Below are 23,779 nucleotides of genomic sequence, written 5' to 3'. Positions count from 1 at the left end.
CCGCCACCTTCCGCGGCCTGAACCTATATACTGGCGGGCGATATCGGTTCACACATGGTCTACAACGAGGTCGAGACCGCCAGTCGGGACGAGCTCCACGAGCTCCAGACCGAACGCCTCCAGGAGACGGTCGAGCGCGTCTACGAGAACGTCCCGTGGTACCGCGACCACTTCGAGGACGCCGGCGTCTCGCCCGACGACATCGACGACATCGACGACCTCTCCGCGCTTCCGTTCACCAGGAAGGAGGACATCCGAGACAACTACCCGGACGGCCTGTTCGCGGTCCCGCACGAGGACCTGCGACGCATCCACGCGTCCTCGGGCACCACCGGGAAGCCGAAGATCGTCGCGTACACCGAGGACGACCTCGGCGTCTGGCACGAGGTCATGGCGCGGTCGCTGTACGCCGCCGGCGTCCGCGAGGACGACGTGGTCCAGAACGGCTACGGCTACGGGTTGTTCACGGGCGGCCTCGGGTTCCACGACGGCGTCGAGGAACTCGGCGCGTGCGTCATCCCGACCGGCGGCGGGAACACCACCCGCCAGATCGACATGCTCCAGGACATGGGGTCGGACGTGCTCTCGTGTACGCCCTCGTACTGCCTGTACCTCGACGAACGCGCCGAGGACATGGGTATCGACCTCTCCTCGCTCGACCTGGAGCGCGTCATCATCGGCGCGGAACCGTTCACCGACCCGATGCGCGAGGAGATCGAGGAGGCCCTCGGCGTCACCGCCATCGACGTCTACGGGCTCAGCGAGATCATCGGCCCCGGCGTCTCCATCGAGTGCGAGCACGCCCAGAACGGCCTGCACCTCTGGGAGGACCACTTCTATCCCGAGGTCGTCGACCCCGAGACCGGCGAGGTCCTCCCCGAAGGCGAAGAGGGCGAACTCGTCGTCACGAGCCTCACGAAGCAAGCGTTCCCCATGATCCGGTACCGCACCGGCGACATGACGCGCCTCAACTACGACACCTGCGAGTGCGGCCGCACGATGGTCCGCATGGACAACGTCACCGGTCGCGCCGACGACCTCCTGATCGTCCGCGGCGTCAACGTCTACCCGAGCCAGATCGAGGAGGTCATGGTCGACATCGCCGAGGTCGCCCCGCACTACCGCATCGACCTCTACCGCGAAGGCAACCTCGACACGCTCGAACTCACCGTCGAACACGCGCACGACTACGACGACACGCACGAAGCCCTCGAGGACGACATCGAATCCCGCCTCAAGGAAGTCCTCGACGTGAAACCGGACGAGGTCGAAGTCGTCGGGCCCGGCGTCATCGACCGCACCGAGGTCGGGAAGGTCAAGCGCGTCTACGACCACAGAGACGAGTAACCTCGTCTCTACCCCCGTTCGCGGGCTCCCGCCGCCCCCGTAACGCCTTCGGGCGTCGCCGTCGAAGCAGGTACCATGACCGACGCGGACGACGGCGCTGACGGACCGACGACGTACGGCGGGCTGTCGCCCGTCGACGCGCTCGCGCTCGTCGGGAACGAGACGCGCGCCGGCATCCTCTTCGCGCTCTCGAACGCACGGGGGAGCGAGGGCGACCCGCCCGTGCTCTCGTTCAGCGAACTGCGCGAGCGCGTCGCGCCCGACGTCCCCTCCAGTCAGTTCAACTATCACCTCCAGGAGCTCGTCGGCCAGTACGTCGAACGCCGCGACGGCAGCACGCCCGACGGCGACCTCGCCACGCTCCACGACGACCGCGGCGCCGGGTACGCGCTGCGCTCCGAGGGGACGTTCCTCACGCGCCTCGTTCGCGCCGGCACCTACACCGGCCCGCGGACTCGCGGCCCCATCCCCATCGGCGTCGACTGCTACTTCTGCGGCGACCCGCTCGCGCTCGAGTACGCGAACTGGATCGCGGAGGTCCAGTGCGACGACTGCGAGCACGTCTACGACCACAACCTCGCCCCGCCGGGCGTGCTCGCCGACGACCCCGCGGTCACGCTCGCGCAGGTCGCCGCGTTCAACCGCGCGCACCGGCTCGCGTTCGCTCGCGGCTCCTGCCCGCTCTGCGGGCATCGCGTGACCGCGTCGTTCGTCGACCCGGCGTCGACGTCCTACCCGCGGCCCGACCACCGCGAGGTCCTCGTGCACCGCGGGTGCGCGCACTGCGGGCACCTCGACTACCTCACCGTCGGCGAACGCCTCCTCGCCGACCCCGCCGTCGTCTCGTTCTGCTGGACCCACGGCGAGGACGTCACCACCGAGCGCCTCTGGGACCTCCCGTTCGTCATGACCGACGACGCGGTCACCGTCCGCGACCGCGAACCGTGGCAGGTCGCGCTCTCCCTCGACCGCGCCGGCGACCGCCTCGAGGTCGTCCTCGACGACGACGTCACCGTCGTCGAACGCACCCGGAACTGACCACCGAACGCCCGCCCCCGTCACCAATCCTCGAGTAGACGGTCGCTACTCGTCCGTGCGGGCGCTGTCAGCGCGTCGGCCGCGACCCACGTCGTCCGCAATCGCCCATTACGCGTTCGTGTCGGCGGACCAGTCGTCGTTTCGTCCTGATGAACAAAGCCGTGGTTTTATACAGATACTGAGAGGAATCTTCGTCGTATGCTGGACGAGCGAACGCGGCGAGCCGGTGAGCGTGCAGCGCAAGCACGCCGTCGCGCGTTCTCGAACGACGACGTCGGGCGGAGTCGTGCACGCCCGCTCGGGGTCGTCCCCGTCCTCCTCTTGTGCCTCGTCGGTGCGGTCGTCGACGGGTACGCCGTCGTCGCGTTCACCGGCGCGGGCGCCGGGTTCGCGTCCGTGAACGTCGGGCTCGCTGCGAGCGCGCTCGTCGCCGCGTTCGCGCTCACGACCGAGATCTCGTGGGCGTGGACGGTGACGTGGATGTACCTCGCACTCCACGTGTTCGTGGACTTCCTCACGGTCGACGTCGTCGGCCCGGTCGGGTTCGGTATCGCCGCGGTGTACGCGCTCGCGTTGACGTACGCGACCGCGCGCCGCATCGGCGAGGTCGCCGGTGGCACGCCGACCGCACCGGCTGGCTCGTCGGTCGGTCAGTCGTCGAGCAGGTAGACGCGCCCGCGGAACGTCGCGACGCGGTCGCCCTCGGCCGTCACCTCGACCTCGTACTCGGCGGTCCGCCCGCCGACGTGGGTCTCCTCGGCCGTCGCAGTCAGTCGATCTCCGACGTCGACGGCGTCGAGGTACGAGATGTTCGTCTCGAGCGCGACCGCCGGGTCCCCTCGCGAGTTCGACGCCGCGGCGAACGCGGCGTCGGCGACCGAGTACACCGCGCCGCCGTGGGGCGTCCCGTGGAAGTTCAGGAGGTCCTCGGTGACGACGAGTTCGGTGACGGCGTACCCGGGTTCGACGACCGCGAGGTCGATGCCGAGCGTCTCGCAGTACGCGTCGCTCCGGATGCGCGCCGCGACGTCGTCGTCGACGGCGTCGACAGCAACTTCGGACGTGTCCTCTGTCATGTCCGGACGAACGACGTGCGAGCGCAAAACCGTATCGGCGACGGCACCGACCGTCGACGCGAGGGCGGAATCGTGGCGGCGACGCCACTGACCGTCGACGCGAGGGCGGAACCGTGGCGGCGACGCCACCGACCGTCGACGCGTGCGTCGGCCACGGGCGGTGTGCGTGTCGGTTCGAACGGATATCGCTGACGTCGTCAGGTACTTTGATGTACTCGTGGCGCGCGCTTTGAGCCATGTACGAGCGAACGTTCATGGAGGGGACGCGCGGCACCCAGGCCGTCGACTGGGAGGAGCGCATCGACGTCAAGCGCATGCGCACCGAGCGCTACGAGAAGGCCCTGGAGCGCCTCGACGAGTCCGAGCTGGGGTCGATGCTCCTCGTCTCCGACCCGAACATCCGGTACGTGACCGGGCTCGCGATGACTGGCGGGAGCGGCGCGGACCACTACACGCTGCTGACCGAGGACGGCGACGTCGTCCACTGGGACACCGCCGACCACGCCTCCAATCAGCGGTTCAACTGCCCGTGGCTCACGGACGTCCGGTACGCGGCGCCGGGGCTCGGGAACGTCCCGCGCGCCAGCGGCCGGGATTCGGCGCGTGACTTCCTCAAGCAGAAGATGGCGGACCTCGTCACCGAGGCGATGGCGGAGTACGGCGTCGACGACGCCCCGATGGGGCTGGACGTCGGGAACGCGGGCCTCATCGACGCGTTCGAGCGCAACGACGTCGACGTCCGGACGAAGGAGTGCGTGGACCTCATGCACGACGCGCGGAAGGTGAAGACCCGCGACGAGATAGAGTGCCTGCGGATGGTCGCCGCGATCTGCGAGGCCGGGTTCCAGCGCATCACGGAGACCGCGAAGCCCGGGATGAAGGAGAGCGAGGTCTGGGGCGAGGCCGTCCAGGAGCTGTGGCGGCACGGCGCGATGGCCCAGGGCGGGTACGTCACGTCCGGGCCGAACACGTGGCCGAAGCACCAGGCGAACACGACCGACCGCCAGATGCGTCCCGGCGACATCGTGTACGCGGACTTCTACAACATCGGGTACCTCGGCTACCGCTCGTGTTACTACCGGACGTTCAGCCTCGGCGAGCCGACGCAGGCCCAGAAGGACGCGTACGAGATAGCGCGCGACAACCTCTACGACGTCCTCGAACGCATCGAGCCCGGGGCGACGACCGACGAGATCTGCAAGGGCTTCCCGGACATGGAGGGCGAGCACGCGGACTGGTACGACGCCACCGAGCACTGGCAGATGACGACGAACCACTGGGCGCACGGCCTCGGCCTCCAGCTCTACGAGCAACCGCTCATCTGGCGCGGCCTCTCGCCGGACCACCCCATCGAGATCGAGGAGGGGATGACGATGGCCGTGGAGACGATGGAACCAGCGGACCGCCAGGGCGTCCGCGTCGAGGAGATGGTCGTCGTCCGCGAGAACGGCGTCGAGATACTCAGCCAGTGGCCGGTCGAGGAGATAACGCGCATCGACCACTGACTGCGCGCCGGTGTCGCGGGTGCCCGTTCGGGTGCGGTCGCGGGCGACCCCGACTCGCCTCGTCGTGCGGTGAGACTCAGGGTTCAGACTCTTGGTCGCGTCGCGCGTCTTTCCGGACGAGTTCCCCATGCCAACCAGTGACGCCGATACGCGACCGGACCGTTCGTTCGACCGCTCGTGGCTCGCGGTCGCGTTCGTCGCGCTCGTGGTCGCGGCGGCCGCGAGCGCCGGCGTCGCGCTCGTGCTCGCCGAGTCGTCCGTCGCCGCCGGCTCGCAGGCCGCGTCGGTAGGGACCGACGGCGACTGGTCCCAGCCGTACCACGACGCGGGGTACACGGGGTTCAACCCGCACGCGACGGGGCCGACGACCGAGGTCGGCCCGACGTGGGTGACGCGGGTCGGGAGCGTCGAGACGATGGCGTCGCCGACGGTCGCGGCCGGGACGGTGTACGTCGGGAACCGCGACGGGCGCGTGGTCGCGATGGACGCGGAGACGGGGCGCGTCGACTGGCGTTCGAACGTCGAGGGGATGGTGACGACCGCTGCGGCCGTCGGTCCCGAGCGCGCGTTCGTCGTCGCGCAGACGATGGAGAGCGACGACGGGAGCGAACCGGACTCGTTCGCGGTCGTCGCACTCGACCGCGAGACGGGCGCGGTCGACTGGCGGTACCCGCTCGCGGTCGACGGGAAGCCGTACGTGCACGCCGAGGACGCGCTGACGTACGCTGACGGTCGGGTGTTCGTCGCGGCGTTCGCGGGCGGGCGGGACGTCGAGAGCGCGAGCGTGGCGTTCGCGGTGGATGCCGCCTCGGGCGAGGAGGCGTGGCGGCACGTCGCCGAACGGCCGGGCGAGTATCACCTCGCCGCACCCGTCGTCGCGGACGGCGTCGTCTACCTGCTCGACGGCGCGTACGGCGCCGACCGGAGCACGTACCTCACCGGCGTCGACGCCGCGCGCGGCGACGAGGCCTTCGAGGTGGCGCTCGACGTGCACGGGCAGTCGCTCCTGTACGCGAACGGCACCGCGTACGTCGTCGGTGACGCGCTCGCGACGGTCGAGGTCGCTACGAACGGGACGCCCGTCGTCGGTCGCGTCGACGGCGTGAACGCGACGCCGTTCGAGCGCGTCGCGATAGCGAACGGGACGCTGTACGCCGCGGTCGGGAGCGTCGGGTCGCCGAACGCGGTCGCCGCGTACGACCTGGCGTCGGGCGCGGAACGGTGGCGCGCGCCCGCTGACTACGTCGACACCGCACCGGCGGTGACGCGCACGATGGTCGTCGTCGGGACGCTCGGCGAGGGCGTCGTCGCGGTCGACCGCGACACCGGCGAGCGCCTGTGGTCGGTGAACCCCCACGAGCACTTCGGGGTCGACCGACCGGTCGCGGTCGTGAACGAGACGGTGTACGCGTACGCGCCGTGGCACGTGTACGCGCTCGGCGACGACGGGACCGCAGTCGCCGGCGGGTTCCTCGGCGCCATCGGCGACCTCCTGCAGGAGAACGTCTTCCTCGGGTTGCTCGTCGGCACGCTGCTCACGGCGGCGGTCGTCGGCGTCGGGTACGGGCTCGTCGTCGTCGCCGCCGGCCGGGTCGGGCTGTCGCGCTCCCCGCCGACGTTCCTCGCCGCGCGCCTCTTCGGGGTCGACCCGGCGGCCGTCTCGCGGGCGCAGCGCGTCGTCGCCGGGCTGGCCGCGAGCGTCGCCGTCGCGTTCGCGTACGGCGTCCTCGGCAGCGCGGCGACCCTGCTCGCGCCCGTGCTCTCGAGCGTCGGGCTCCCGGGCGGCATCCTGTTCGTGCTCGGGCCGCTGAACGCCGTCGTCGGCGGCGTCCTCGTCGTCGGCGGCGCGTGGTGGCTGCTCGTCCACCGCGTCCTCCCGGCCGACGAGTCACTGCTCGACGAACCGCTCGCGGCCGTCCGCCGCGAGTGGGCGCTCGTCCACGTCGGCTACCTGCTCGCGCTCGCCGTCGTCTACCCGTTCGTGCAGTTCCTCGTCCTCCTGCTCGTGTTCCGTCCCATCTGAGACGTCGTCGTGTTCCCCATCCGGGACGCGAGCGCGTCGGCTACCCGTGCTGGAAGTGCGTCCAGTCGCTCGCCGCGTCGATAGCGGGTGGGTCGCGCATCTCGATGGCGACCGCCTCGGCCTCGACCGTGGGGTCGCCGCCTTCGGGGCCAGCCTCGCAGACGACGGTGGTCTTCGGGCCGACGTCGCCGTCGACCCACGCGCGGAGGTGGATGGGTTCGTCGATCGGCGTCGGCGCGAGGTACCGCGTCGTCAGCTCGCCGGTGACGTACATGCGCAGCGGGTCGTCGTCGAGGAGTCGGCGTCCCTCGTCGACGTAGCGCGCGGTCATCGCGGTCCAGATGCTGTGGCAGTCGACGATACTCGCGAGCAGGCCGCCGTACACGAAGTCCGGGTAGCCAGCGGCGTGGGTCGGCTCGGGGTCGAACGTCGCGACGAGCGCGTCGCCGTCGTCGCTCAGGTAGCTCTCGAGCTGGTGGCCGTCGGGGTTCGCCTGCCCGCAGCCGTAGCACGTGTTGTGCGGCCACGCGGCCTGCACGGGCTCGTCAGCGGGCCACACGTCGGGCGTCGCGTCCGCCTGCGCGTCGTTCATCTCGGGCGACGGTACGCTCGAACCCGTCTTGACGCTTGGGGGGCGCGGTCGAGGGTGCTCGACGGTCAGAGGTACTTGAGGTAGACGCGTTCGTCGTAGCCGTCGCCGCCGACGATGGTGGTGTCGGTGGCGACGTGCTCGAACCCGAGGCGTTCGTAGAACGCGGTCCCGGGGTCGTTACGGGCGAGTACCATCGCTTCGGCGCGCTCGCAGCCGCGGTCGCGGAACGCGTCGAGGGCGGCGTCGACGAGGCCGCGGCCGAGGCCCTCGCTGCGTGCGTCTGGGTGGACGTACGCGCGGAGGAGCGTCCCGCGGTCGCCGTCGACGACGGCGTGCACGAACCCGACGATGGTGGTGTCGTCGTCGGTCGTCTCGTCGCTGGCGGCGTCGGCGTCGCGGCGTTCGGCGACGAGGACGAGCGCGTCACCGCGGCGGACGTCGGCGGCGAGCTGGTCGGCCCCGTACCACGACTCGACGGTGTCGGTGATGGACTCGCGGTTCACGACGTTCGGGTAGTCCGATTCCCAGGTCGTTCGGGCCACGTCGCGGATGGCGTCGACGTCGTCCGCGGTCGCTTCCCGGAAGGTGACGCTCGCGATACTTGCCATACGTTACCATACGACGGTGTCCGTCCAAAGCGTTGCGGGTGCCACGCCGCGGGCGCCGTCCTCGACGGCGACCGCGAGCTACGGGGCGCGCCAGCCGCGGTCGCTGTGGTTCAGTCGCTCGCAGCCGTCCTCGGTGACGACGACGAGGTCCTCGATGCGGACGCCGAACTCGCCGTCGAGGTAGACGCCGGGCTCTATCGAGCACACCATCCCGGGTTCGAGCTCGCGGTCGTTCCCGGCGACGACGTACGGCGACTCGTGGACGGCCAGCCCCACGCCGTGACCGGTGCGATGCACGAACGCGTCGCCGTACCCGGCGTCCGCGATGACCTCGCGCGCCGCGGCGTCGACCGCCCGTGCTTCCACACCCGGTTCGACGGCGTCTACGCCCGCCTGCTGTGCCTCGCGGACGACGTCGTGGACGTGCTCGAACTCGTCGGGTGGATCGCCAGCGAACACGACCGTCCGCGTCTGGTCGCCCGGGTAGTCGTCGACGAACCCGCCGAAGTCGAGCACCACCGGGTCGCCGCGCTCGACGACGCGGTCCCCGTGCGTGTGATGCGGCATCGCGCCGTTCGGTCCCGAGCCGACGATGACGGGGAACGCCAGCCCGCTCGCACCGCGTTCGCGGAGCGCGCCTTCGATGTCGCCCGCCAGTTCGGTCTCGGTCATCCCCACGACGTCCTCGCCGCGCGCCCGCACCCACTCGCTGACCGCGTCCGCGACACGGCCGGCCTCGCGGAGCGCCGCCAGCTCCGCGTCGTCCTTCCGGACCCGAACGGGTTCCAGCGCCTCGCTCGCCAGCCCCCACGACGCGCCCGGGACGGCCTCGCGGAGGTCCTGCGTGAACGTCGCCCACATCGAATCGTCGACGAGCACGCGCGGCTTCCCGTCGACGCCCCACAGGACGTCGTCGAGGACGTCCTCGACGACCGCCATCGGGTCTGCGTCGTCGGCGTACGCGTGCACCGCGTCGACCCACGACTCCGCGCGGACCTGGCTCTCGTAGAGGCTCGGTACCACGAACGCGGGGTCGCCGTCCCTGGGGACGAACAGGAACAGGTGGCGTTCGGCGGGCTCCTCGTCGAACCCCGCGACGTAGTGGAGGTTCGAACTCGGGAAGAGGACGGCGAGGTCGGCGTCGGCGTCGGCGAGCGCGCGCTGCACGCGCTCGGTCCGGTCGCGGAACGTCGCCTCGTCGACGTGCGCTGTCATACTCGGGTCGTCGACCGGACGGGGCTTCAGGGTTCCCCACCGCGACCGGCGTCGTCGCCATCCGTGGTTCGAGCCACAGGTGTGTCGCTCCGGGTCCAGGCGCCCGACGGTCCCCCACGGTTCAAGAGGCCCGCGGTCGGATATCCGAGTATGACCGACCGTACGCGAGCGCACGTCTTCGTCTCGGGGCGCGTCCAGGGCGTCTTCTTCCGGGACACCACGCGACAGACCGCGCAGGCCGAGGGCGTCGACGGCTGGGTGCGGAACCTCGACGACGGGCGCGTCGAAGCCGTCTTCGAGGGCGAGCACGCCGCCGTCGAGGCGATGGTCTCGTTCTGCCACGAGGGGTCGCCCGCGGCGCGCGTCGACGACGTCGACGTCGAGTACGGCGACCCCGAGGGCGTCGACGGATTCCGCGTGCGCCGGTAGCGGTAGGACCACCTTCGCTTCCGCGCTACCTCCGCGCCGACCCCGCGTCGCCCCCGCATCGCCCCTGCGGCCCCGTCGACGCCTCCTTTTTCACGTCGGCGAGCGAACCTCCGACCATGATTTCCAGCGACAGGATGGCAGCGGTGGACGCGAACGCCGCGGCGCTCGGCGTCCCCCGGAAGCAACTCATGGAGAGCTCGGGGCACGCCGTCGCGCGCGTCGTCCACGAGCACGCCGACGCGGACGCAGGCGACCGCGTGGTCGTCGTCGCGGGCCGCGGGAACAACGGCGGGGACGCGTTCGTCGCCGCGCGATTCCTCGAGGAGTACGACGTCACGACCGTCCTCCTCGGTGCCCCGGGCGACATCGGGACGGACATCGCTCGCGAGAACTGGGACGCACTCCAGGCCGCCGAGTACGACACGCGGACGGTCGGGGACTCCACGGCGTTCTCGCTCCCCGAGTGCGACGTCGTCGTGGACGCGATGCTCGGCACGGGCGTCGCGGGCGCGCTCCGCGAACCCGAGGCGACCGCCGCTCGCGCGATCAACGACGCGGACGCGACCGTCGTCGCCGTGGACGTCCCCAGTGGCGTGAACGCGGACACCGGCGAGGCCGAGGGGGTGGCGGTCGACGCGGACCACGTCGTGACGTTCCACGACCAGAAGCCCGGACTCGTCGACCTCGACGTCGACGTGACGGTCGCGGACATCGGCATCCCCGACGCGGCGGAGACGTTCGTCGAACGCGGCGACCTCCAGGCGATATCGCGACCGAGCGACGCGCACAAGGGCGACTTCGGGCGCGTGCTCGTCGTCGGCGGCGGTCCCTACACCGGCGCGCCGGCGTTGAGCGGCCAGGCCGCGATGCGTGCCGGCGCGGACCTCGCGTTCGTCGCCACGCCCAGTCGCGTCGCGGACGTCGTCCAGGGGTACGAGGCGGGCCTCATCGTCCGCGAGCTCGCGGGCGATCTCGTGCTCGAACGGCACGTCGACCAGTTGCTCGACGAGGCGCTGGACGCCGACTGCGTCGTCCTCGGCCCGGGCCTGGGCGCGAGCGACGGGACGCTCGACGCCGTCGAGGACTTCCTCTCGCTGTACGACGGGAAGGTGGTCGTGGACGCGGACGCACTCCAGATGGTTCCCGACGTCGACACGGACGCCGACCTCCTCTGTACGCCCCATCAGGGCGAGTTCGAACGGATGGGTGGCGAGCCCGCCGACGACTGGCGCGACCGCGCCGCGAACGCCGAGGCGCTCGCCGCCGAGCTCGACGTGACGCTCCTCGTGAAGGGCGCGCACGACGTCGTCACGGACGGCGACACCACGCGCGTGAACCGCACGGGGAACCCTGGGATGACCGTCGGCGGCACCGGCGACGTCCTCGCGGGCGTCTGCGGCGCGCTGTTCGCGACCCACGACGCCGTCACCGCGGGCGCGATCGGCGCGTACGTCAACGGCGCCGCCGGCGACGCCGTCGTCGACGACCAGGGGTACGGCCTGCTCGCGAGCGACCTGCTCGACGAGGTACCGCGAGCGATGTGGGGAGAGCGCGATGCCTGAGGGCGACGACGGTGACGGCCCGCTCGGTGGCGACGACCGGACCGGGGGCGGCGGTGACCGCGAGGCGCTGACGCACGTGGACGACGGCGAGGCGAGCATGGTCGACGTCGGCGACAAACCCGAGACGGCGCGGCGCGCGGTCGCCCGCGGCCGGCTCGCGCTCTCGCCCGCGTCGGTCGCCGCGATCCGCGCGGACGACGTCGAGAAGGGCGACGTGCTGGCGACGGCTCGCGTCGGCGCTATCCAGGCGGTCAAGCACACGTGGGAGACCATCCCGCTCTGTCACCAGATACCCATCACGAACGTCGACACCGAGTTCGCGTTCGACGACGACGCGGTATCGCTCACCGTCGCCGTCGAGACCACGGGGAAGACCGGTTGCGAGATGGAGGCACTCGAAGGGGTGACGACGGGACTGAACGTCGTCTTCGACATGGTGAAAGCCGTCGAGAAGGACGGGGACGGCGAGTACCCGACCGCGCGCGTCGAGGACGTGCGCGTCGTCGAGAAGACGAAACGGCCGGTCACGGAGTGAGCTTCGAGCGGACGGCCGTGAACTGCGCTTCGGTCGTTCGCGTGGCAGTGGCTCCGTCGGCATCGAGTGTTCGGAGAAGCGATCGCCAGTTCGGTGGTGCTGCCGGCGCGTTCAGGGGGCGGTGTGCTCGTAGGCGCGCTCCGTGGCGTCGACGAGGCGGTCGACCGGGAGCGTGAACCCGAACCGACGGGTGATGAGTGCCAGCGGGAGGAGCGCGATGCCCATCGCGATGGTGGCCTGGTACAGCGCGAACAGCGTGGCAGCGAGTGCCCGTTCTATCATCGGACTTCACCCTGACGCTACGCGACTGCCTATATAAGCTTGTCGGGGGGTTTCGGATGGATGGTGGGTGAGGGTGTCTCGCGCACCCCGACGCAGTCTGGCGGTTCAAGCGGAGTTGTCTCCGAGGCGACCTGGGTGGTACTCGGGGCGCCTCTACGGCTCTCCAACCACGCGCTAACCAGGGTCGTTCGCCCCTCGTCGCCGTAGGTTCGCCATAACTTACGCAGTGATGAGCGGGAGCCACCCGGTACGCGTGACGAGCGGGAGCCAGCCGGTGCGCGTGTCGCGACCAGCGGTCGCACGCGTCGAGCGACGTCCGCTGACGGCCCGCGGCCGCGAGGACGGGGCCGTGGCACGCCACGCCGGCCCGTGGGGCGGACGAACCGCAAACCTAGCCTTGCTCGAACCCACACGGGTTGGTATGAGCAATTACCTCGTTGCGATGGAAGCCGCGTGGTTGGTTCGTGATGTCGACAACGTCGAGGACGCCATCGGGGTTGCGGTCAGCGAAGCCGGGAAGCGACTGAACGACTCGGGCAAGGAGTACGTCGAGGTGAACGTCGGCGGCACGCAGTGCCCGGCGTGCGCCGAGGTCTTCGACTCCGCGTTCGTGGCCGCGGACACCGCACTCGTCGGCCTCCTGCTGGAGATGGACGTGTTCAACGCGGACAGCGAGGAGCACGCCAAGCGCATCGCGAAGAGCGAGGTCGGCGGCGCGCTGCGGGACGTCCCGCTCTCGGTCGTGGAGACGGTCCTGACCGAGGAAGACGAGGACGACGAGTAATCGGCCGCGGGGCGTTCCTCTCGAGGTCGCGGTCGCTCGCGACCGACAACACTTTTATTACTTCGGGTAATCCCGTTCGGGTATGGAACTGCCGACGGAGGAGGAGTTACGGGAGCGCCGTGAGGCGCTCGACCTCACGCAGAGCGAGCTCGCGGACGCCGCCGACGTCTCCCAGCCGCTCGTCGCACGCATCGAGGGCGGCGACGTCGACCCGCGACTGTCGACGCTCCGCCGCATCGTCGAGGCGCTGAACGAGGCGGAAGGCGAGATACGGCGAGCGCGCGACATCATGCACGTCGACGTGGTGACCGTGCGGATGGACGACAGCGTCGCTGGCGCGATCGACATCATGGGGGAGGCCGGGTTCAGCCAGCTTCCGGTCGTCGACGAGACGGGGACGCCGGTCGGTATCATCTCGAACAGCGACATCCGCGAGCACCGCGAGGACCGCGACGTCGAGGCGCTCCCGGTCGCGGACGTGATGAACGAGGGGTTCGCGACGGTGGCGCCCGAGGCGACCGTCGACGAGGTCGACAACTACCTCGACCACCAGGACGCCGTCATCGTGAAGGACGGCGGGCAGCTCGTCGGTATCGTCACCGAGGCGGACATCGCCACGCACCTCTCGGTCTGAGCGGGCCGGGACGCGGTCGCGAGCACTCGTCGCGTCGTGCGACCGGGCGTCGAAACGACTCGAGAACGCACGCCCTAAGTATAACCGTCGGCAATTACTGTCCATGGTCTCCGAATCGACGACCAGACGGCTCGCCGGCCTCGTCGTCATCGTCGGCTCGTTCGTCCTGCTGTACGCGCTCGCGGCAGGGAACGACCTCACGCCGGCGTTCGTCGCCTCCACGCTCCCCCTGTTCGGACTCGGCGCGGCACTGGTCGTCGGCGGCGGACTCGTCCGACGGTACGTCCACCACCTCCACGGCTCGACCGAGTGACCGACGGTCGCGACCGCCGACGAACGCCGACCGACACCGTCGATGTGCGAGCGCCGTTGCTGTGACGACGTCACCGTCGAGAAAGGCTCTCCGAGCCGTGGTGGGGGACGACGCCGGGGCAGGGCGTCGCCGCGTTCGCATCACCCGGTCGGGCGTTACCGCGTTCACGCCACCCGGTCGGGCGTTACCGCGTTCGCGCCACCCGGTCGGGCGTCGCCGCGTTCGCGTCGGTGCTGGACCAGTTGCGAGCACGACGAGACGATGCCTCGTCTCCCTTCGGGTGCGTCGTCGGACCTCGCTCGTGGCCGGTGCAGGCACACGGGACCGATTCCCCCCTCCTGTCTGGTCCCGTGGCCTCCATCGAGGCCACGGCGGTCGTCCGCCGACGTTCGTATCCCAGTTCGGTGCACGGGAAATCGCCGTGCTTGTTCGATACACGTCTTTATACCCGCAGTCCGCCTTCGGATAGCCATGGTAGTCATCGTGGAGCTCACCATCGACGCGGACGCGTTCGACCTCGGGCGCGTGACGAGCGTCCTCGATGACGTACACATCGAACTGGAACGCGTCGTCCCGACCGGCCGGAACGTCATGCCGTACTTCTGGGCGGAAGCGCCCGACTTCGAGGCGTTCGAGCGCGCCGTCCGCGAGAACGAACTCGTGGAGTCACTGGAGGCGCTCAGTCACGTCCACGACCGCGTGCTCTACCACGTCGTCTGGCACGAGACCGTCACGAGCCTCACGCGCATCCTCGAGAACTCCGGGGCCACCATCCTCCAGGCGCAAGGCAACGAACGATGGGTGTTCCACCTCCGGTTCCGCGACCACGTCGGCCTCCAGGACTTCCACAACAGCTGTCAAGAGGAAGGTCTCGAGTTCCACGTCGACCGCATCTACACGCTCGAAGAGGACCCCGTGGGCGCGTTCGATCTCGGGCTCACCGACGAGCAACACGACGCGCTCGTCACCGCCGTCGAACACGGGTACTTCGAGGTGCCTCGCGGCGGGAAGCTCTCGGACGTCGCCGCCGACCTCGGCATCAGCCAGCAGGCTGCGAGCGAACGCGTTCGACGCGGCGCGAACCGCGTCCTGAAGAACGTCCTGAACGACCACGGCGAGAAGCGCAACCCGTAGCCGCTTCTGGCGACGCGACCGCCGCTGCCTTACAGTTCCATCCCGCGCACAGCGACCGCGTCCCCGGCGGCGACCTCGCCGACGACGCGCCCGTCCTCGGTCGCGTCCGCGAGCGCCTCGCCCTGGCCCTCGGGGACCGCCGCGACGAACCCGGTCCCCATATTGAACGTCTCGTACATCTCACGCGGCGCGACGTCCCCGAGCTCCTGCACGACCGCGAACACGTCCTGGGCCGGGAACGGATCCTCTACCTCGTACCGGAACTCGCCCATCCGGGAGAGGTTCCGCCAGCCGCCGCCCGTGACGTGCGCCGCCGCGCGAACGTCGTGCTCGCGCATCGGCCCGAGGAGGTCCGTGTAGATGCGCGTCGGCTCCAGGAGCACCTCGCCGATGGTCTTCTCGGGGTCGGCCGGGAACGGGTCGTCGTACTCGTACTCGGACTGCACGGCCTTCCGTGCGAGCGTCAGGCCGTTCGAGTGGATGCCCGACGACGGCCACGCGACGAGTTCGTCCCCGACGGCGGCCTCGCCGTCGAACACCTCGTCCTTGTCCGCGAGCCCCGCAGCCGTCCCCGCGAGGTCGAGCCCGGAGACGACCTCGGGCATCACCGCCGTCTCACCGCCGAGGAGCGAGACGTCCGCGCGCTCGGCGGCCACCCGGAGGCCCTCGCCGACCTGCTCGGCGAACCCCTCGTCGGGCTCGTCGACCGCGAGGTAGTCGACGAACGCGACCGGCTGGACGCCCGCCGCGACGAGGTCGTTCACGTTCATCGCCATGCAGTCGATACCGACCGTCGAGTAGTCCCCGAGTGCCTCCGCGACGAGGAGCTTCGTGCCGACACCGTCGGTCGCCAGCGACAGGAACTGGTCGCCGATGTCGAGCAACCCCGCGTACTCGGTCTCGACGACGTTCCCGACCGCGTCGAGGAGTGCCGCGGTCGCCTGCTCCGACTCCTCGACGTCCACGCCCGCGTCCGCGTACGTCATCCCCTCGCCGTCGTCTGTCGGTTCGGTCGCGTCGGCGTCCTCACCGGCCGCGTCTTCGGTCATGCGTGAACGCCCGCCCGGCCAGCACATAGGTCCGTCGGAATCCCCGACCGTCGGCAACTGGGCGCCCGCGTGGAATCCCCGACCGTCGGCGACCGATCTCGCGTGGAATCCCCGACCGTCGGCGACCGATCCCGCGGGGAATCTCGAACGGATTCTAGAGAGAACCCGGAAAACCCTCTTCAACGGGAGCGGCCTTCCGTTCAGTCAGCATGGACCTCTCGCCGTCTCGCGACGACGCACTCGTCGCGGTTGCCGCCGGCGTGCTCGCGGTCGTCGGGAACGTCGCAGCGGTCGGGCTCGCGACGAACCGGCTCGTCCTCGGTCGCGTCGACGCCGCCGTCGTGAACGCGACGCCGCCGGCGCTCGTCACGTTCAGCATCGAGCAACTCGGGAGCACCGGCCACCTCCTGCATCTCGCGCTCTCGGGCGCGCTCACCGTCGGCGCGTTCGCCGCGGTCGCACTCGGCGGGCTCGCCGTCGCCCGACGCGCCGACGCGAAGGCAGCGGCCGTCACCGCCACGGCCGGCACCGTCGCCCTGCTCGCGTACGCCATGACGACGACGCCGCTCGCCGCCATCGGCTCCGGCGTCGGCGCGGCCGTCCCCGTCGCCGTCGCGCTCCTCCGGTCGTCCGGCGCGACCGTCGACCTCGACCGTCGCCGCACCATCGAACTCGTCGCGAGCGTCTCCGCGCTCGCAGCGCTCGGCTCCGCAGCGGGCATCCTCCGCACGCCAGAATCCGCCGCGGACGTCGGCGGCAGCGAACCACGAGCGATGCTCGACGCCGCCGCACCCGCCTCGTTCGACGTGGACGGCCTCGGCGGCCTCGTCTCGACGCGGCGCGCGCACTACGAGGTCGACATCAACGCCATCGACCCGTCGCGCAACGCCGCCACGCACACCGTCTCCATCACCGGCGCCGTCGACACCGAACGCGAGTTCACGATGGCGCAACTCCGCGCGCTCCCCACAGAGAACCGGTACAACACGCTCCGGTGCGTCGGCGACGACCTGAACGGCGAGAAGATAGACACCGCCGTCTGGACCGGCGTCCCCACGAACGCGCTCCTCGACGAACCCGAGCCAACGGGCGACTGCGAGTGCGTGATGCTGCGCGCCGCCGACGGCTACCACGTCCAGTTCCCGCTCGAAGCGCTCCGCGGCGGCCTGCTCGCGTACGGCATGAACGGGAAGGAACTCCCGAAAGGCCACGGATTCCCCGTGCGCGCACTCGTCCCCGGGCACTGGGGCGAGACGAACACGAAGTGGCTCACCGAGATCGAGTTCCTCGACGAGGCCGTCGACGGCTACTGGGAGAAGAAAGGCTGGGAGGGCACCGGCCCCGTGGAGACGGTCGCGAAGCTCCACGCGGTCGAACGTCACGGCGACGGCCGCGTCACCGTCGCCGGCCCCGCGTACGCCGGCACCCGCGGCGTCGACCGCGTCGAGGTCTCGACCGACGACTGCGAGACGTGGCGCGACGCCGACCTCACCGACCCGCTCCCGGGCGACGACGTCTGGCGACAGTGGAAGGCGACGCTCGACCTCGACGCCCCCACCGAGGTCGTCGTCCGCGCCACCGACGGCACCGGCCGCCGCCAGCCCGAGACGGAATCCCGGTCGTTCCCGAGCGGCCCCTCCGGGTGGGTGCGTCGAGAGGTCAGACCGTGACCCGGGCACGGCGACGACCGTGGAATGCGACGGTGATTTAACTGATGTGTTCGATACCGGGAACAGACAGGAATGGAGAAAGCGCTCTGGTACCTCCTGGTCGGCACGCGAGGCGGCCAGAGCCGCGTACGGATCATCCGCGCCATCGAGGACCGACCACGGAACGCGAACCAGCTCTCGGAGGTCGTCGACCTCGACTACAACACCGTCCGCTACCACCTCGACACGCTCTTAGAGCACGACGTCGTCGAGAAGGGCGGCGAGGACTACGGCGCGATGTACTTCCTGACCGACCGGTTCGAGCACCACCGCGAGGAGTTCGAGCGGATCACGGAGGAGATGGACTAACATGGCAATGAGTACCCTGCTGGTCGTCGCGAGCGCGTTCTCGGCAGTGAACGCCGTACTGCTTCTCACCCTCACCGCGGTCTGGGTGCGCAACTACCGGACGTTCAAGACCCCGATGACGGCGGGGCTCGTCGCGTTCTCGCTCGTGATGCTCCTGGAGAACGTCACCGCGCTCTACTTCTTCTTCTCGACGAACATGCTGTACAGCGGGGACCCGGTCGTCCACCAGGCCGTCGCCGCGCTCCGGGGCCTCCAGTTCGTCGCGCTCGTCTTCCTGACGTGGGTGACGCTGAAGTAACCCGACCGCCGCCCGTCGAACCCCGTTCCGTTCAGTTCGCCGCGACTCCCCGGTCGTCGAACGAGAATAGCCGTCGCTCTGGAGTGTAGAGCGACGGGTTAGGCCGGCGAGCCGGCCCCGAGTGGCGAACCACGCGAGATGAAAGGGGCTCCCCGTCCGTGCCGTCTACTCTCGACTCGTTCTCGTGGACGTATAACGCCTCCGATGCGTCAAGGGTTCCCTCGAGCACCGGACCGACGCCGTCGGGAGCGGTGGCGTCAGAACGCGATGGGGACGACGTCCGTGAACAGGACGAGCGCGGCGAGCCCGCCCATGACGGCGAACGCGACCGCGAACACGCCAAAACTCCAGTCCTTGACGGTCTTCCCGTCGAGCGGCCCGAAGGGAATCATGTTGAAGCCCGCAAGGAAGGCGTTTATCCAGACGCCGAGGCTCGCGACCGTCGACAGCAGGCCGCCACCGGGTGCGACGACGAACAGCGCGAAGAACACGCCGGCGAGCACGAGGTTCGTGACGGGCCCGGCGATGGCGATGAGGCCGTTCTGCTTCGGCGTGATGTTCCCGCGATGGTAGACCGCGCCGGGCGCGGCGAACAGGAACCCGACCATCGCCGACAGGATGGCGAGTCCGAGCATCTGGTAGTCCGCGCGGAACTCCGCGATCTGCCCGAAGTGCTGCGCGACGACCTTGTGCGCGAGCTCGTGGAGGAGGAAGGCGACGCCAGCGGTGAGCGCGCACATCCCGAAGAGCGTCGCGACGACCACGACCTCTCCGGAGAACAGCGCGTTCCGGAAGAGCAGGAGGACGAACGCGACCGAGAGCGCGATCCACGCGAGTCCGAGGTCGCGTATCTCGGTGTTCGAGGTCCTCACAGCCCGACCACTCCGCGGACGATGTCGATGCCGTTCTCCGCGCCCTGCACGAGGAGGTCGAGGACGCCCTGGATGCCGCCGACCTCCGGCGCGAGCCACGGGAGGACGACGACCGGGAAGAGGACGCTCGCGACGAGACTCCCGATGTTCGCCGCCGCGACCACCATGATGAGCCGGAACAGCGGCACCGCGAAGAGGTTCCGGACGACGTCCATGAGCGGGGACTCCTGGTCGTTCAGGATGTCGTTGAGCTTCCCGATGTCCGCGACGTTCACCGGGGTCTTCCGGAGTTCGACGTACCCCGCGAACCACCCGGGCGCGAGCAGGGGGTTGAGGCTCGTCATCCACGCGACCGCGCCGGCGACGCTCGCGCTCGACCAGTGCCCGCCGGCGAGCTTCGTGAGCACGAACGCGAACGTCCCGTTGAACAGGAACCACGCCGCGAACAGCCGCAGGAGGAACGCGTCCTCGGCGCCGCCGAGGACGAGGAGCGAGAAGAACGCGACGAACCCGAGCGTGATGAGGTACCCGAACAGCTTCGCGATGGAGAACCGCGACCCGGACTCGGTCCCGACGAGGTCGTCCATCGGCGGGAGCCGATCTGGGTGTTCGAGGTACTCCTCGATGCCGGCGCGATGCCCGGCGCCGACGACCGCGACGACGTCGTAGCCCTTCTCGCGGAGCGCGACGAGGTTGTGCGCGATGTACGCGTCGCGCTCGTCGATGAGCGCGCTCGCCCCGCCGGGGCTGAACTGGCGGAACTCCTCCATCATCACCGTCACGACGTCCGCGTCCGTCATCTGGTCGACGTCGAACTCCTCGACGTCCTCGCCGCTCCCGACGCCGAGCGCGTCGAAGAACACGCCGAGTGCGACGCCGACTGCGATGCCGCCGCCGATGCCGACGAACCCGCCCGCGAGCAGGTTCCGGAGCGGCCCGGCGACGATGCCACCGAGGTACGGGTCGAGGACGCCGGTGACGGCGACCGCGGCGCCGACGCCGATGCCGACCGCGGCGGCGGCGACCATGCTCGTCCACTCGTCGAGGTAACGGTCCGTCACGGTCAGTGACGCGTACCCGACGACGCCAGCGGCGAGCCCCCCGCTCGCGATGGAGAGCAGGCCGGCGTCGGTGAGCACGCCCGCGAGCGGCAGCCCGAACCCGAGGAGAGGCGCGAGGAACACGCCGAGGACGAGCCCGACGGTCACGCCGACGAGGCGCGGGTCCGCGGCCCCGAACGCGAGCCCGCTCGCGGTCTGGAGCTTCTCGAAGAACGTCATCCGCTTCCAGAACCGCTGGATGGTCGTCTGGATGTCGCGGTCGACGAGCGCCACGCCGAGCCCGCGTTCCTCCGCGGACTCGACCGCGGCGAGCATGTCCGCGCCCGGCGTCACGTCGAACCGGTCACCGAGGCGCGCCTGCACGTAACTCAGCATCCAGTACGCGAGGAACTGGAAGACGGTGTTCCCCGACAGGAGGTCCGTCGGGTCGAGGTCGTCGGGCGTCTCCCCGCGGAGCTGCCGGTACCGGCCCTCGTCGAGTTCGACCGCGACGACGTCCGGATGTCGCTCATCGATCGTCCGTTCGACCTCGTCGACGGACTCCTGGGAGACGTGCGCCGTCCCGAGGACGTGCACGCTCCCCTCGCCGTCCGCCGGGTCCGGTGCCGTCGGCCCCGGCGTCGGCGGTGCCACGTCAGTCATCACTCCACGCTACCGCGTGGCCTCATAAACACGTGTCGGACCGTGCCAGCGCCCCACGCACTCCCCGCCGGCGGTTCCGGGCCCGCCAGCGAGCACGACGCCGGGACCCGAACCGATACCACGCTGGTCGCCGTACGCGAACGCATGACACTCCCCGATGGCGTGCACGACCTCGCCGTCCCCTACGAGCACGACGGCAGAGCACTCGAACTCCACCCCGTCGCCGTCGAGACCACGCGCGGACTCGTCCTCGTCGACGTCGGCCTCCCCGGCGCCGTCCCGAAAATCCGCGAAGCACTCGACGCCGCCGGGTTCGCACTCGCCGAGGTCTCGACCGTCGTCCTCACGCACCACGACGGCGACCACGCAGGCGCACTCGAAGCCCTCGAAGACGAGGTGGACGCGTTCGTCGTCGCGCACACCGACGAGGCGCCGTACGTCGATGGCCGCGAGTTCCCCGTGAAGGCCGACCCGGAGAGCGACCGGTACCCGCCCGCGACCGTCGACCTCGAACTCGTCGGCGACGAAGCACTGAACACGACCGCCGGTCCGATGCGCGTCGTGAACACGCCCGGGCACAGCCCCGGTCACGTCTCGCTGTACCTCCCCGACCACCGCCTCCTCCTCGCCGGCGACGCGCTCGTCGCCGACCACGGCGACGACCGCCTCCACGGCCCGAAACCCCAGTACACGCCCGATCAGGAACGCGCCCACGACTCCCTTCACGCGCTCGCCGACCTCGACGTCGACCGGACGCTCTGCTATCACGGCGGACTCGTCGACGACGGCACCGACCGCATCGCCGACCTCGCAACGCAACCGCTCGACGACTGACGACGAGAGTTCTACGGCGACACGGGATCTCGCGACACGACGCCGTGGCTATGCGAGGGTGAAAACGGTTGAAGAAGCGGGAGCCGCTTAGATGCGGCCGACGGATTCAACGCTGATGGACTCGACGCCCTCAACCTCGGCGAAGCCCTCCTCGACGGCTTCCGTCCCACCTGCGTCGTCGGGGACGATGACCGTCGGCAGGAGTGCGACGAGACCGAACGCGACATCGTCACGCTCGACGCCGTTGATTTTTGCGCCCTCGGGGAGCGAATCCTCGAGACGGTCCTGGAGGTCGTCCAGGTCGATCTCGGGGCTCTGCGGCATGACCTTGATCTTCGCGGCGACCTTCCCCATTGTTATGGCCCCTCGAAGCCGCAGTCGTCACACTCGTAGAGGTTGCTCTGCTTCCGGCACTTCGCGCATCGGAAGATGACGTCCCCGCAGTCGGGGCACTTGAAGCGCGCGGCGTTCGTGCCTGCGATGTTGAGCCCGCAGGAGATGCACCGGCGCTGCTCCGTTGTTCGTGACTCGCTCATACAACACCGTGTGAGGCGTTTGGGTATAACGGTTGTCTTTCTTGCCGACTCCCTGAGCATCCGGCGACCGCCAGGTCGCCGGTTCCAGAGGTGTTCTGCACTGACCGCAGGGGCAGCCTGCGAGCGCATGGTCGCAGGGTCCGGTTCGTCCGTGCGTCAGCCGAGGGCGATGGGGAGGGTGAGGACGCTCATGAGGTGGACGCGTTTGACGCCGAGGCGGACGGGCGCGAGACCGACGACGGTGGCGACGGCGAACAGACAGCAGCCGACGACGCCCGCGAACGTCCACGCGGCGAGTGCGAGGGCGAGGAGGGCGAGTGCGACGACGGTCCGCTGGTCGGCCGCGCCGACGACGGCGAGGTAGCGGTCGCCGACGGTGACGACGACGAGCGCGCCCGTGACGCCGGCGACGACGACCGCGGCGACGAGCACGGGAAGGACGAGCGGTGCGCCGATGTCGTCGAACGCGACGAGGACGCCCGTCCGCGGCGTCCCGAACGCGACGAGCGCGAACACGGCGAAGATGGCGTTCGCGGTGTTGACGCCGGAGACGGTTGCGAGGTAGCCGCGGTCGCCGGCGTCGCCGGGGACGACCGCGAGCGCGAGGACGGCGGCGACGCCGCTGGAGACGCCGGGGAGGTAGCCGACCGCGCCGCCGCCCGCGGTGCCGGCGAGCGCGGCACCCGCGAGTGCGACCGGCGACCCTCGCAGAGCGGCGTCGCCCTGCGGCGGGACGCCGTCGCCGTCGAGCGCGTCCAGGAGCACGGGCGCGCCGAACAGCCCGCCGAAGATCGCGGCGAGCACGCTCTCACCGAGCGGCCCCGACACCTCGACGTCGAGCGCGAGCGCGCCGAACCCGCCCGCGAGAGCGGCGACCGCGACCGCGGCCGCGCGGTGCCGCCACGACCGCTCGGTCGCCGCGAGCGCGAGCGTCGCCACCACGAGCACCACCGACAGGTGCGCGTTCAAGACCGGGACGAGCACGCGCATCGCTTCCGTCACCGGCCACGCCGCGACGAGCGCGAACGCACACGCCCCGAGACTCCCGAGCGCCGACACCCGGAGCGCCTCCCGCCCCCGCCCCGCCAGCACGAGCCGATGCCCCGGGAGCGCCGTCGCCGCCATCGCCGCGTCCGGCACCCCGAGCGAGATCGCGGGCACCACGTCCACGAACGAATGCGTCACGCCCGCACCCAGGACCGCCACCCCGACCGCCAGCGGACTCCCCGGCATCGACGGCGCGACGCCGGCGAGCAGGAGCGCGAACGCGTTCGCGTGCACGCCCGGCGTCAACCCCGACACGCACCCCAGGCTCACGCCCACCACGAGCCCCACGGCCACGTCCACGCCCACCATCACCGACCGTGGCCGCGCCATCGCGGAAGAACCCAC

27 protein-coding genes are annotated in these 23,779 nt (G+C 70.4%); 16 read left to right on the top strand and 11 right to left on the bottom strand.

Annotated features, from left to right (window positions below):
* Positions 1–54 precede the first annotated feature (54 nt).
* The 3 genes from paaK (at position 55) to LI336_RS04345 (ending at position 3,054) form a co-directional block, all read left to right on the top strand.
* On the top strand, positions 55–1,347 hold the full coding sequence (paaK, locus tag LI336_RS04355; protein WP_227131400.1) for a phenylacetate--CoA ligase PaaK: 1,293 nt from the start codon (positions 55–57) through the stop codon (positions 1,345–1,347).
* A gap of 75 nt (positions 1,348–1,422) precedes the next feature.
* The gene (locus LI336_RS04350; protein WP_227131399.1) at positions 1,423–2,385 is read left to right on the top strand and encodes a DUF7351 domain-containing protein; all 963 of its coding nucleotides are present in this window, start codon (positions 1,423–1,425) and stop codon (positions 2,383–2,385) included.
* Positions 2,386–2,583: 198 nt separating this feature from the next.
* Positions 2,584–3,054: a hypothetical protein gene (locus LI336_RS04345; protein ID WP_227131398.1), complete on the top strand. Its 471-nt coding sequence runs from the start codon at positions 2,584–2,586 to the stop codon at positions 3,052–3,054.
* On the opposite strand, the gene LI336_RS04340 is transcribed toward LI336_RS04345, so the two are convergent.
* Complete coding sequence (locus tag LI336_RS04340) at positions 3,036–3,461, bottom strand: hotdog fold thioesterase (protein ID WP_227131397.1); 426 nt, start codon at positions 3,459–3,461, stop codon at positions 3,036–3,038. The two genes, LI336_RS04345 and LI336_RS04340, sit on opposite strands and share 19 nt — an antisense overlap.
* A 236-nt stretch (positions 3,462–3,697) precedes the next feature.
* Here LI336_RS04340 and LI336_RS04335 point away from each other — a divergent pair, with 236 nt between their 5' ends.
* Entirely contained in the window at positions 3,698–4,966 is a 1,269-nt protein-coding gene (locus tag LI336_RS04335; RefSeq protein ID WP_227131396.1) for a M24 family metallopeptidase, read from the top strand.
* A 127-nt stretch (positions 4,967–5,093) separates the two neighbouring features.
* Positions 5,094–6,989, top strand: coding sequence for an outer membrane protein assembly factor BamB family protein (locus LI336_RS04330; RefSeq protein WP_227131395.1), 1,896 nt, complete (start codon positions 5,094–5,096; stop codon positions 6,987–6,989).
* Positions 6,990–7,029: 40 nt separating this feature from the next.
* On the opposite strand, the gene LI336_RS04325 is transcribed toward LI336_RS04330, so the two are convergent.
* From LI336_RS04325 to LI336_RS04315, 3 genes are all read right to left on the bottom strand, one after another.
* Positions 7,030–7,581, bottom strand: coding sequence for a PaaI family thioesterase (locus tag LI336_RS04325; protein ID WP_227131394.1), 552 nt, complete (start codon positions 7,579–7,581; stop codon positions 7,030–7,032).
* 65 nt (positions 7,582–7,646) lie between these two features.
* Positions 7,647–8,189, bottom strand: coding sequence for a GNAT family N-acetyltransferase (locus LI336_RS04320; RefSeq protein ID WP_227131393.1), 543 nt, complete (start codon positions 8,187–8,189; stop codon positions 7,647–7,649).
* 78 nt (positions 8,190–8,267) lie between these two features.
* On the bottom strand, positions 8,268–9,404 hold the full coding sequence (locus tag LI336_RS04315; protein ID WP_227131392.1) for a M24 family metallopeptidase: 1,137 nt from the start codon (positions 9,402–9,404) through the stop codon (positions 8,268–8,270).
* A 150-nt stretch (positions 9,405–9,554) separates the two neighbouring features.
* Between LI336_RS04315 and LI336_RS04310 the strand changes: the two genes are divergently transcribed.
* The 3 genes from LI336_RS04310 (at position 9,555) to moaC (ending at position 11,930) form a co-directional block, all read left to right on the top strand.
* Positions 9,555–9,833, top strand: coding sequence for an acylphosphatase (locus LI336_RS04310; protein ID WP_227131391.1), 279 nt, complete (start codon positions 9,555–9,557; stop codon positions 9,831–9,833).
* A 116-nt stretch (positions 9,834–9,949) separates the two neighbouring features.
* Positions 9,950–11,395 carry an NAD(P)H-hydrate dehydratase gene (locus LI336_RS04305; protein ID WP_227131390.1) on the top strand — a complete coding sequence of 482 codons (1,446 nt, stop codon included), beginning with the start codon at positions 9,950–9,952 and terminating at the stop codon, positions 11,393–11,395.
* On the top strand, positions 11,388–11,930 hold the full coding sequence (moaC, locus tag LI336_RS04300; protein ID WP_227131389.1) for a cyclic pyranopterin monophosphate synthase MoaC: 543 nt from the start codon (positions 11,388–11,390) through the stop codon (positions 11,928–11,930). The genes LI336_RS04305 and moaC overlap by 8 nt, the downstream gene beginning before the upstream one ends.
* Before the next feature lie 111 nt (positions 11,931–12,041).
* On the opposite strand, the gene LI336_RS04295 is transcribed toward moaC, so the two are convergent.
* Positions 12,042–12,212 (bottom strand): hypothetical protein, encoded by a 171-nt coding sequence (locus LI336_RS04295; protein ID WP_227131388.1) that lies wholly within the window; start codon positions 12,210–12,212, stop codon positions 12,042–12,044.
* A gap of 421 nt (positions 12,213–12,633) precedes the next feature.
* Here LI336_RS04295 and LI336_RS04290 point away from each other — a divergent pair, with 421 nt between their 5' ends.
* The 4 genes from LI336_RS04290 (at position 12,634) to LI336_RS04275 (ending at position 15,077) form a co-directional block, all read left to right on the top strand.
* On the top strand, positions 12,634–12,996 hold the full coding sequence (locus LI336_RS04290; protein ID WP_227131387.1) for a DUF555 domain-containing protein: 363 nt from the start codon (positions 12,634–12,636) through the stop codon (positions 12,994–12,996).
* An 82-nt stretch (positions 12,997–13,078) separates the two neighbouring features.
* The gene (locus tag LI336_RS04285) at positions 13,079–13,630 is read left to right on the top strand and encodes a CBS domain-containing protein (RefSeq protein ID WP_227131386.1); all 552 of its coding nucleotides are present in this window, start codon (positions 13,079–13,081) and stop codon (positions 13,628–13,630) included.
* A gap of 103 nt (positions 13,631–13,733) precedes the next feature.
* A complete protein-coding gene (locus LI336_RS04280) occupies positions 13,734–13,943 on the top strand; it encodes a hypothetical protein (RefSeq protein ID WP_227131385.1) in 210 nt (69 codons plus the stop codon).
* Positions 13,944–14,414: 471 nt separating this feature from the next.
* Positions 14,415–15,077, top strand: a complete 663-nt coding sequence (locus tag LI336_RS04275) for a helix-turn-helix domain-containing protein (RefSeq protein ID WP_227131384.1) — start codon at positions 14,415–14,417, stop codon at positions 15,075–15,077.
* A 29-nt stretch (positions 15,078–15,106) separates the two neighbouring features.
* On the opposite strand, the gene purM is transcribed toward LI336_RS04275, so the two are convergent.
* Entirely contained in the window at positions 15,107–16,126 is a 1,020-nt protein-coding gene (gene purM, locus LI336_RS04270) for a phosphoribosylformylglycinamidine cyclo-ligase (protein ID WP_227131383.1), read from the bottom strand.
* A gap of 209 nt (positions 16,127–16,335) precedes the next feature.
* Here purM and LI336_RS04265 point away from each other — a divergent pair, with 209 nt between their 5' ends.
* From LI336_RS04265 to LI336_RS04255, 3 genes are all read left to right on the top strand, one after another.
* Positions 16,336–17,796: a molybdopterin-dependent oxidoreductase gene (locus LI336_RS04265; protein WP_227131382.1), complete on the top strand. Its 1,461-nt coding sequence runs from the start codon at positions 16,336–16,338 to the stop codon at positions 17,794–17,796.
* 72 nt (positions 17,797–17,868) lie between these two features.
* Positions 17,869–18,144 carry a winged helix-turn-helix domain-containing protein gene (locus LI336_RS04260; protein WP_227131381.1) on the top strand — a complete coding sequence of 92 codons (276 nt, stop codon included), beginning with the start codon at positions 17,869–17,871 and terminating at the stop codon, positions 18,142–18,144.
* A 1-nt stretch (position 18,145) separates the two neighbouring features.
* A complete protein-coding gene (locus tag LI336_RS04255; RefSeq protein WP_227131380.1) occupies positions 18,146–18,442 on the top strand; it encodes a DUF8036 family membrane protein in 297 nt (98 codons plus the stop codon).
* A gap of 257 nt (positions 18,443–18,699) precedes the next feature.
* Here the strand turns inward: LI336_RS04255 and LI336_RS04250 are convergent, their stop codons facing one another.
* Together LI336_RS04250 and LI336_RS04245 are read right to left on the bottom strand one after the other, a co-directional pair.
* Positions 18,700–19,314, bottom strand: coding sequence for a metalloprotease (locus tag LI336_RS04250; RefSeq protein WP_227131379.1), 615 nt, complete (start codon positions 19,312–19,314; stop codon positions 18,700–18,702).
* Positions 19,311–21,017 (bottom strand): TraB/GumN family protein, encoded by a 1,707-nt coding sequence (locus LI336_RS04245; protein ID WP_227131378.1) that lies wholly within the window; start codon positions 21,015–21,017, stop codon positions 19,311–19,313. Before LI336_RS04245 ends, LI336_RS04250 begins: the two co-directional genes overlap by 4 nt.
* 144 nt (positions 21,018–21,161) lie before the next feature.
* Between LI336_RS04245 and LI336_RS04240 the strand changes: the two genes are divergently transcribed.
* A complete protein-coding gene (locus LI336_RS04240) occupies positions 21,162–21,851 on the top strand; it encodes an MBL fold metallo-hydrolase (RefSeq protein WP_227131377.1) in 690 nt (229 codons plus the stop codon).
* Positions 21,852–21,938: 87 nt separating this feature from the next.
* Here the strand turns inward: LI336_RS04240 and LI336_RS04235 are convergent, their stop codons facing one another.
* From LI336_RS04235 to LI336_RS04225, 3 genes are all read right to left on the bottom strand, one after another.
* Positions 21,939–22,205: an elongation factor 1-beta gene (locus LI336_RS04235; RefSeq protein ID WP_227131376.1), complete on the bottom strand. Its 267-nt coding sequence runs from the start codon at positions 22,203–22,205 to the stop codon at positions 21,939–21,941.
* A gap of 2 nt (positions 22,206–22,207) precedes the next feature.
* A complete protein-coding gene (locus LI336_RS04230) occupies positions 22,208–22,387 on the bottom strand; it encodes an HVO_2753 family zinc finger protein (RefSeq protein WP_227131375.1) in 180 nt (59 codons plus the stop codon).
* 156 nt (positions 22,388–22,543) lie between these two features.
* A complete protein-coding gene (locus LI336_RS04225; protein ID WP_227131374.1) occupies positions 22,544–23,743 on the bottom strand; it encodes a tripartite tricarboxylate transporter permease in 1,200 nt (399 codons plus the stop codon).
* Between the last annotated feature and the right edge of the window lie 36 nt (positions 23,744–23,779).

It is taken from the genome of Halorubellus salinus, from assembly GCF_020567525.1.
Taxonomy (GTDB): domain Archaea; phylum Halobacteriota; class Halobacteria; order Halobacteriales; family Natrialbaceae; genus Halorubellus; species Halorubellus salinus.
This window is presented reverse-complemented; position numbering and strand designations above follow the sequence as displayed.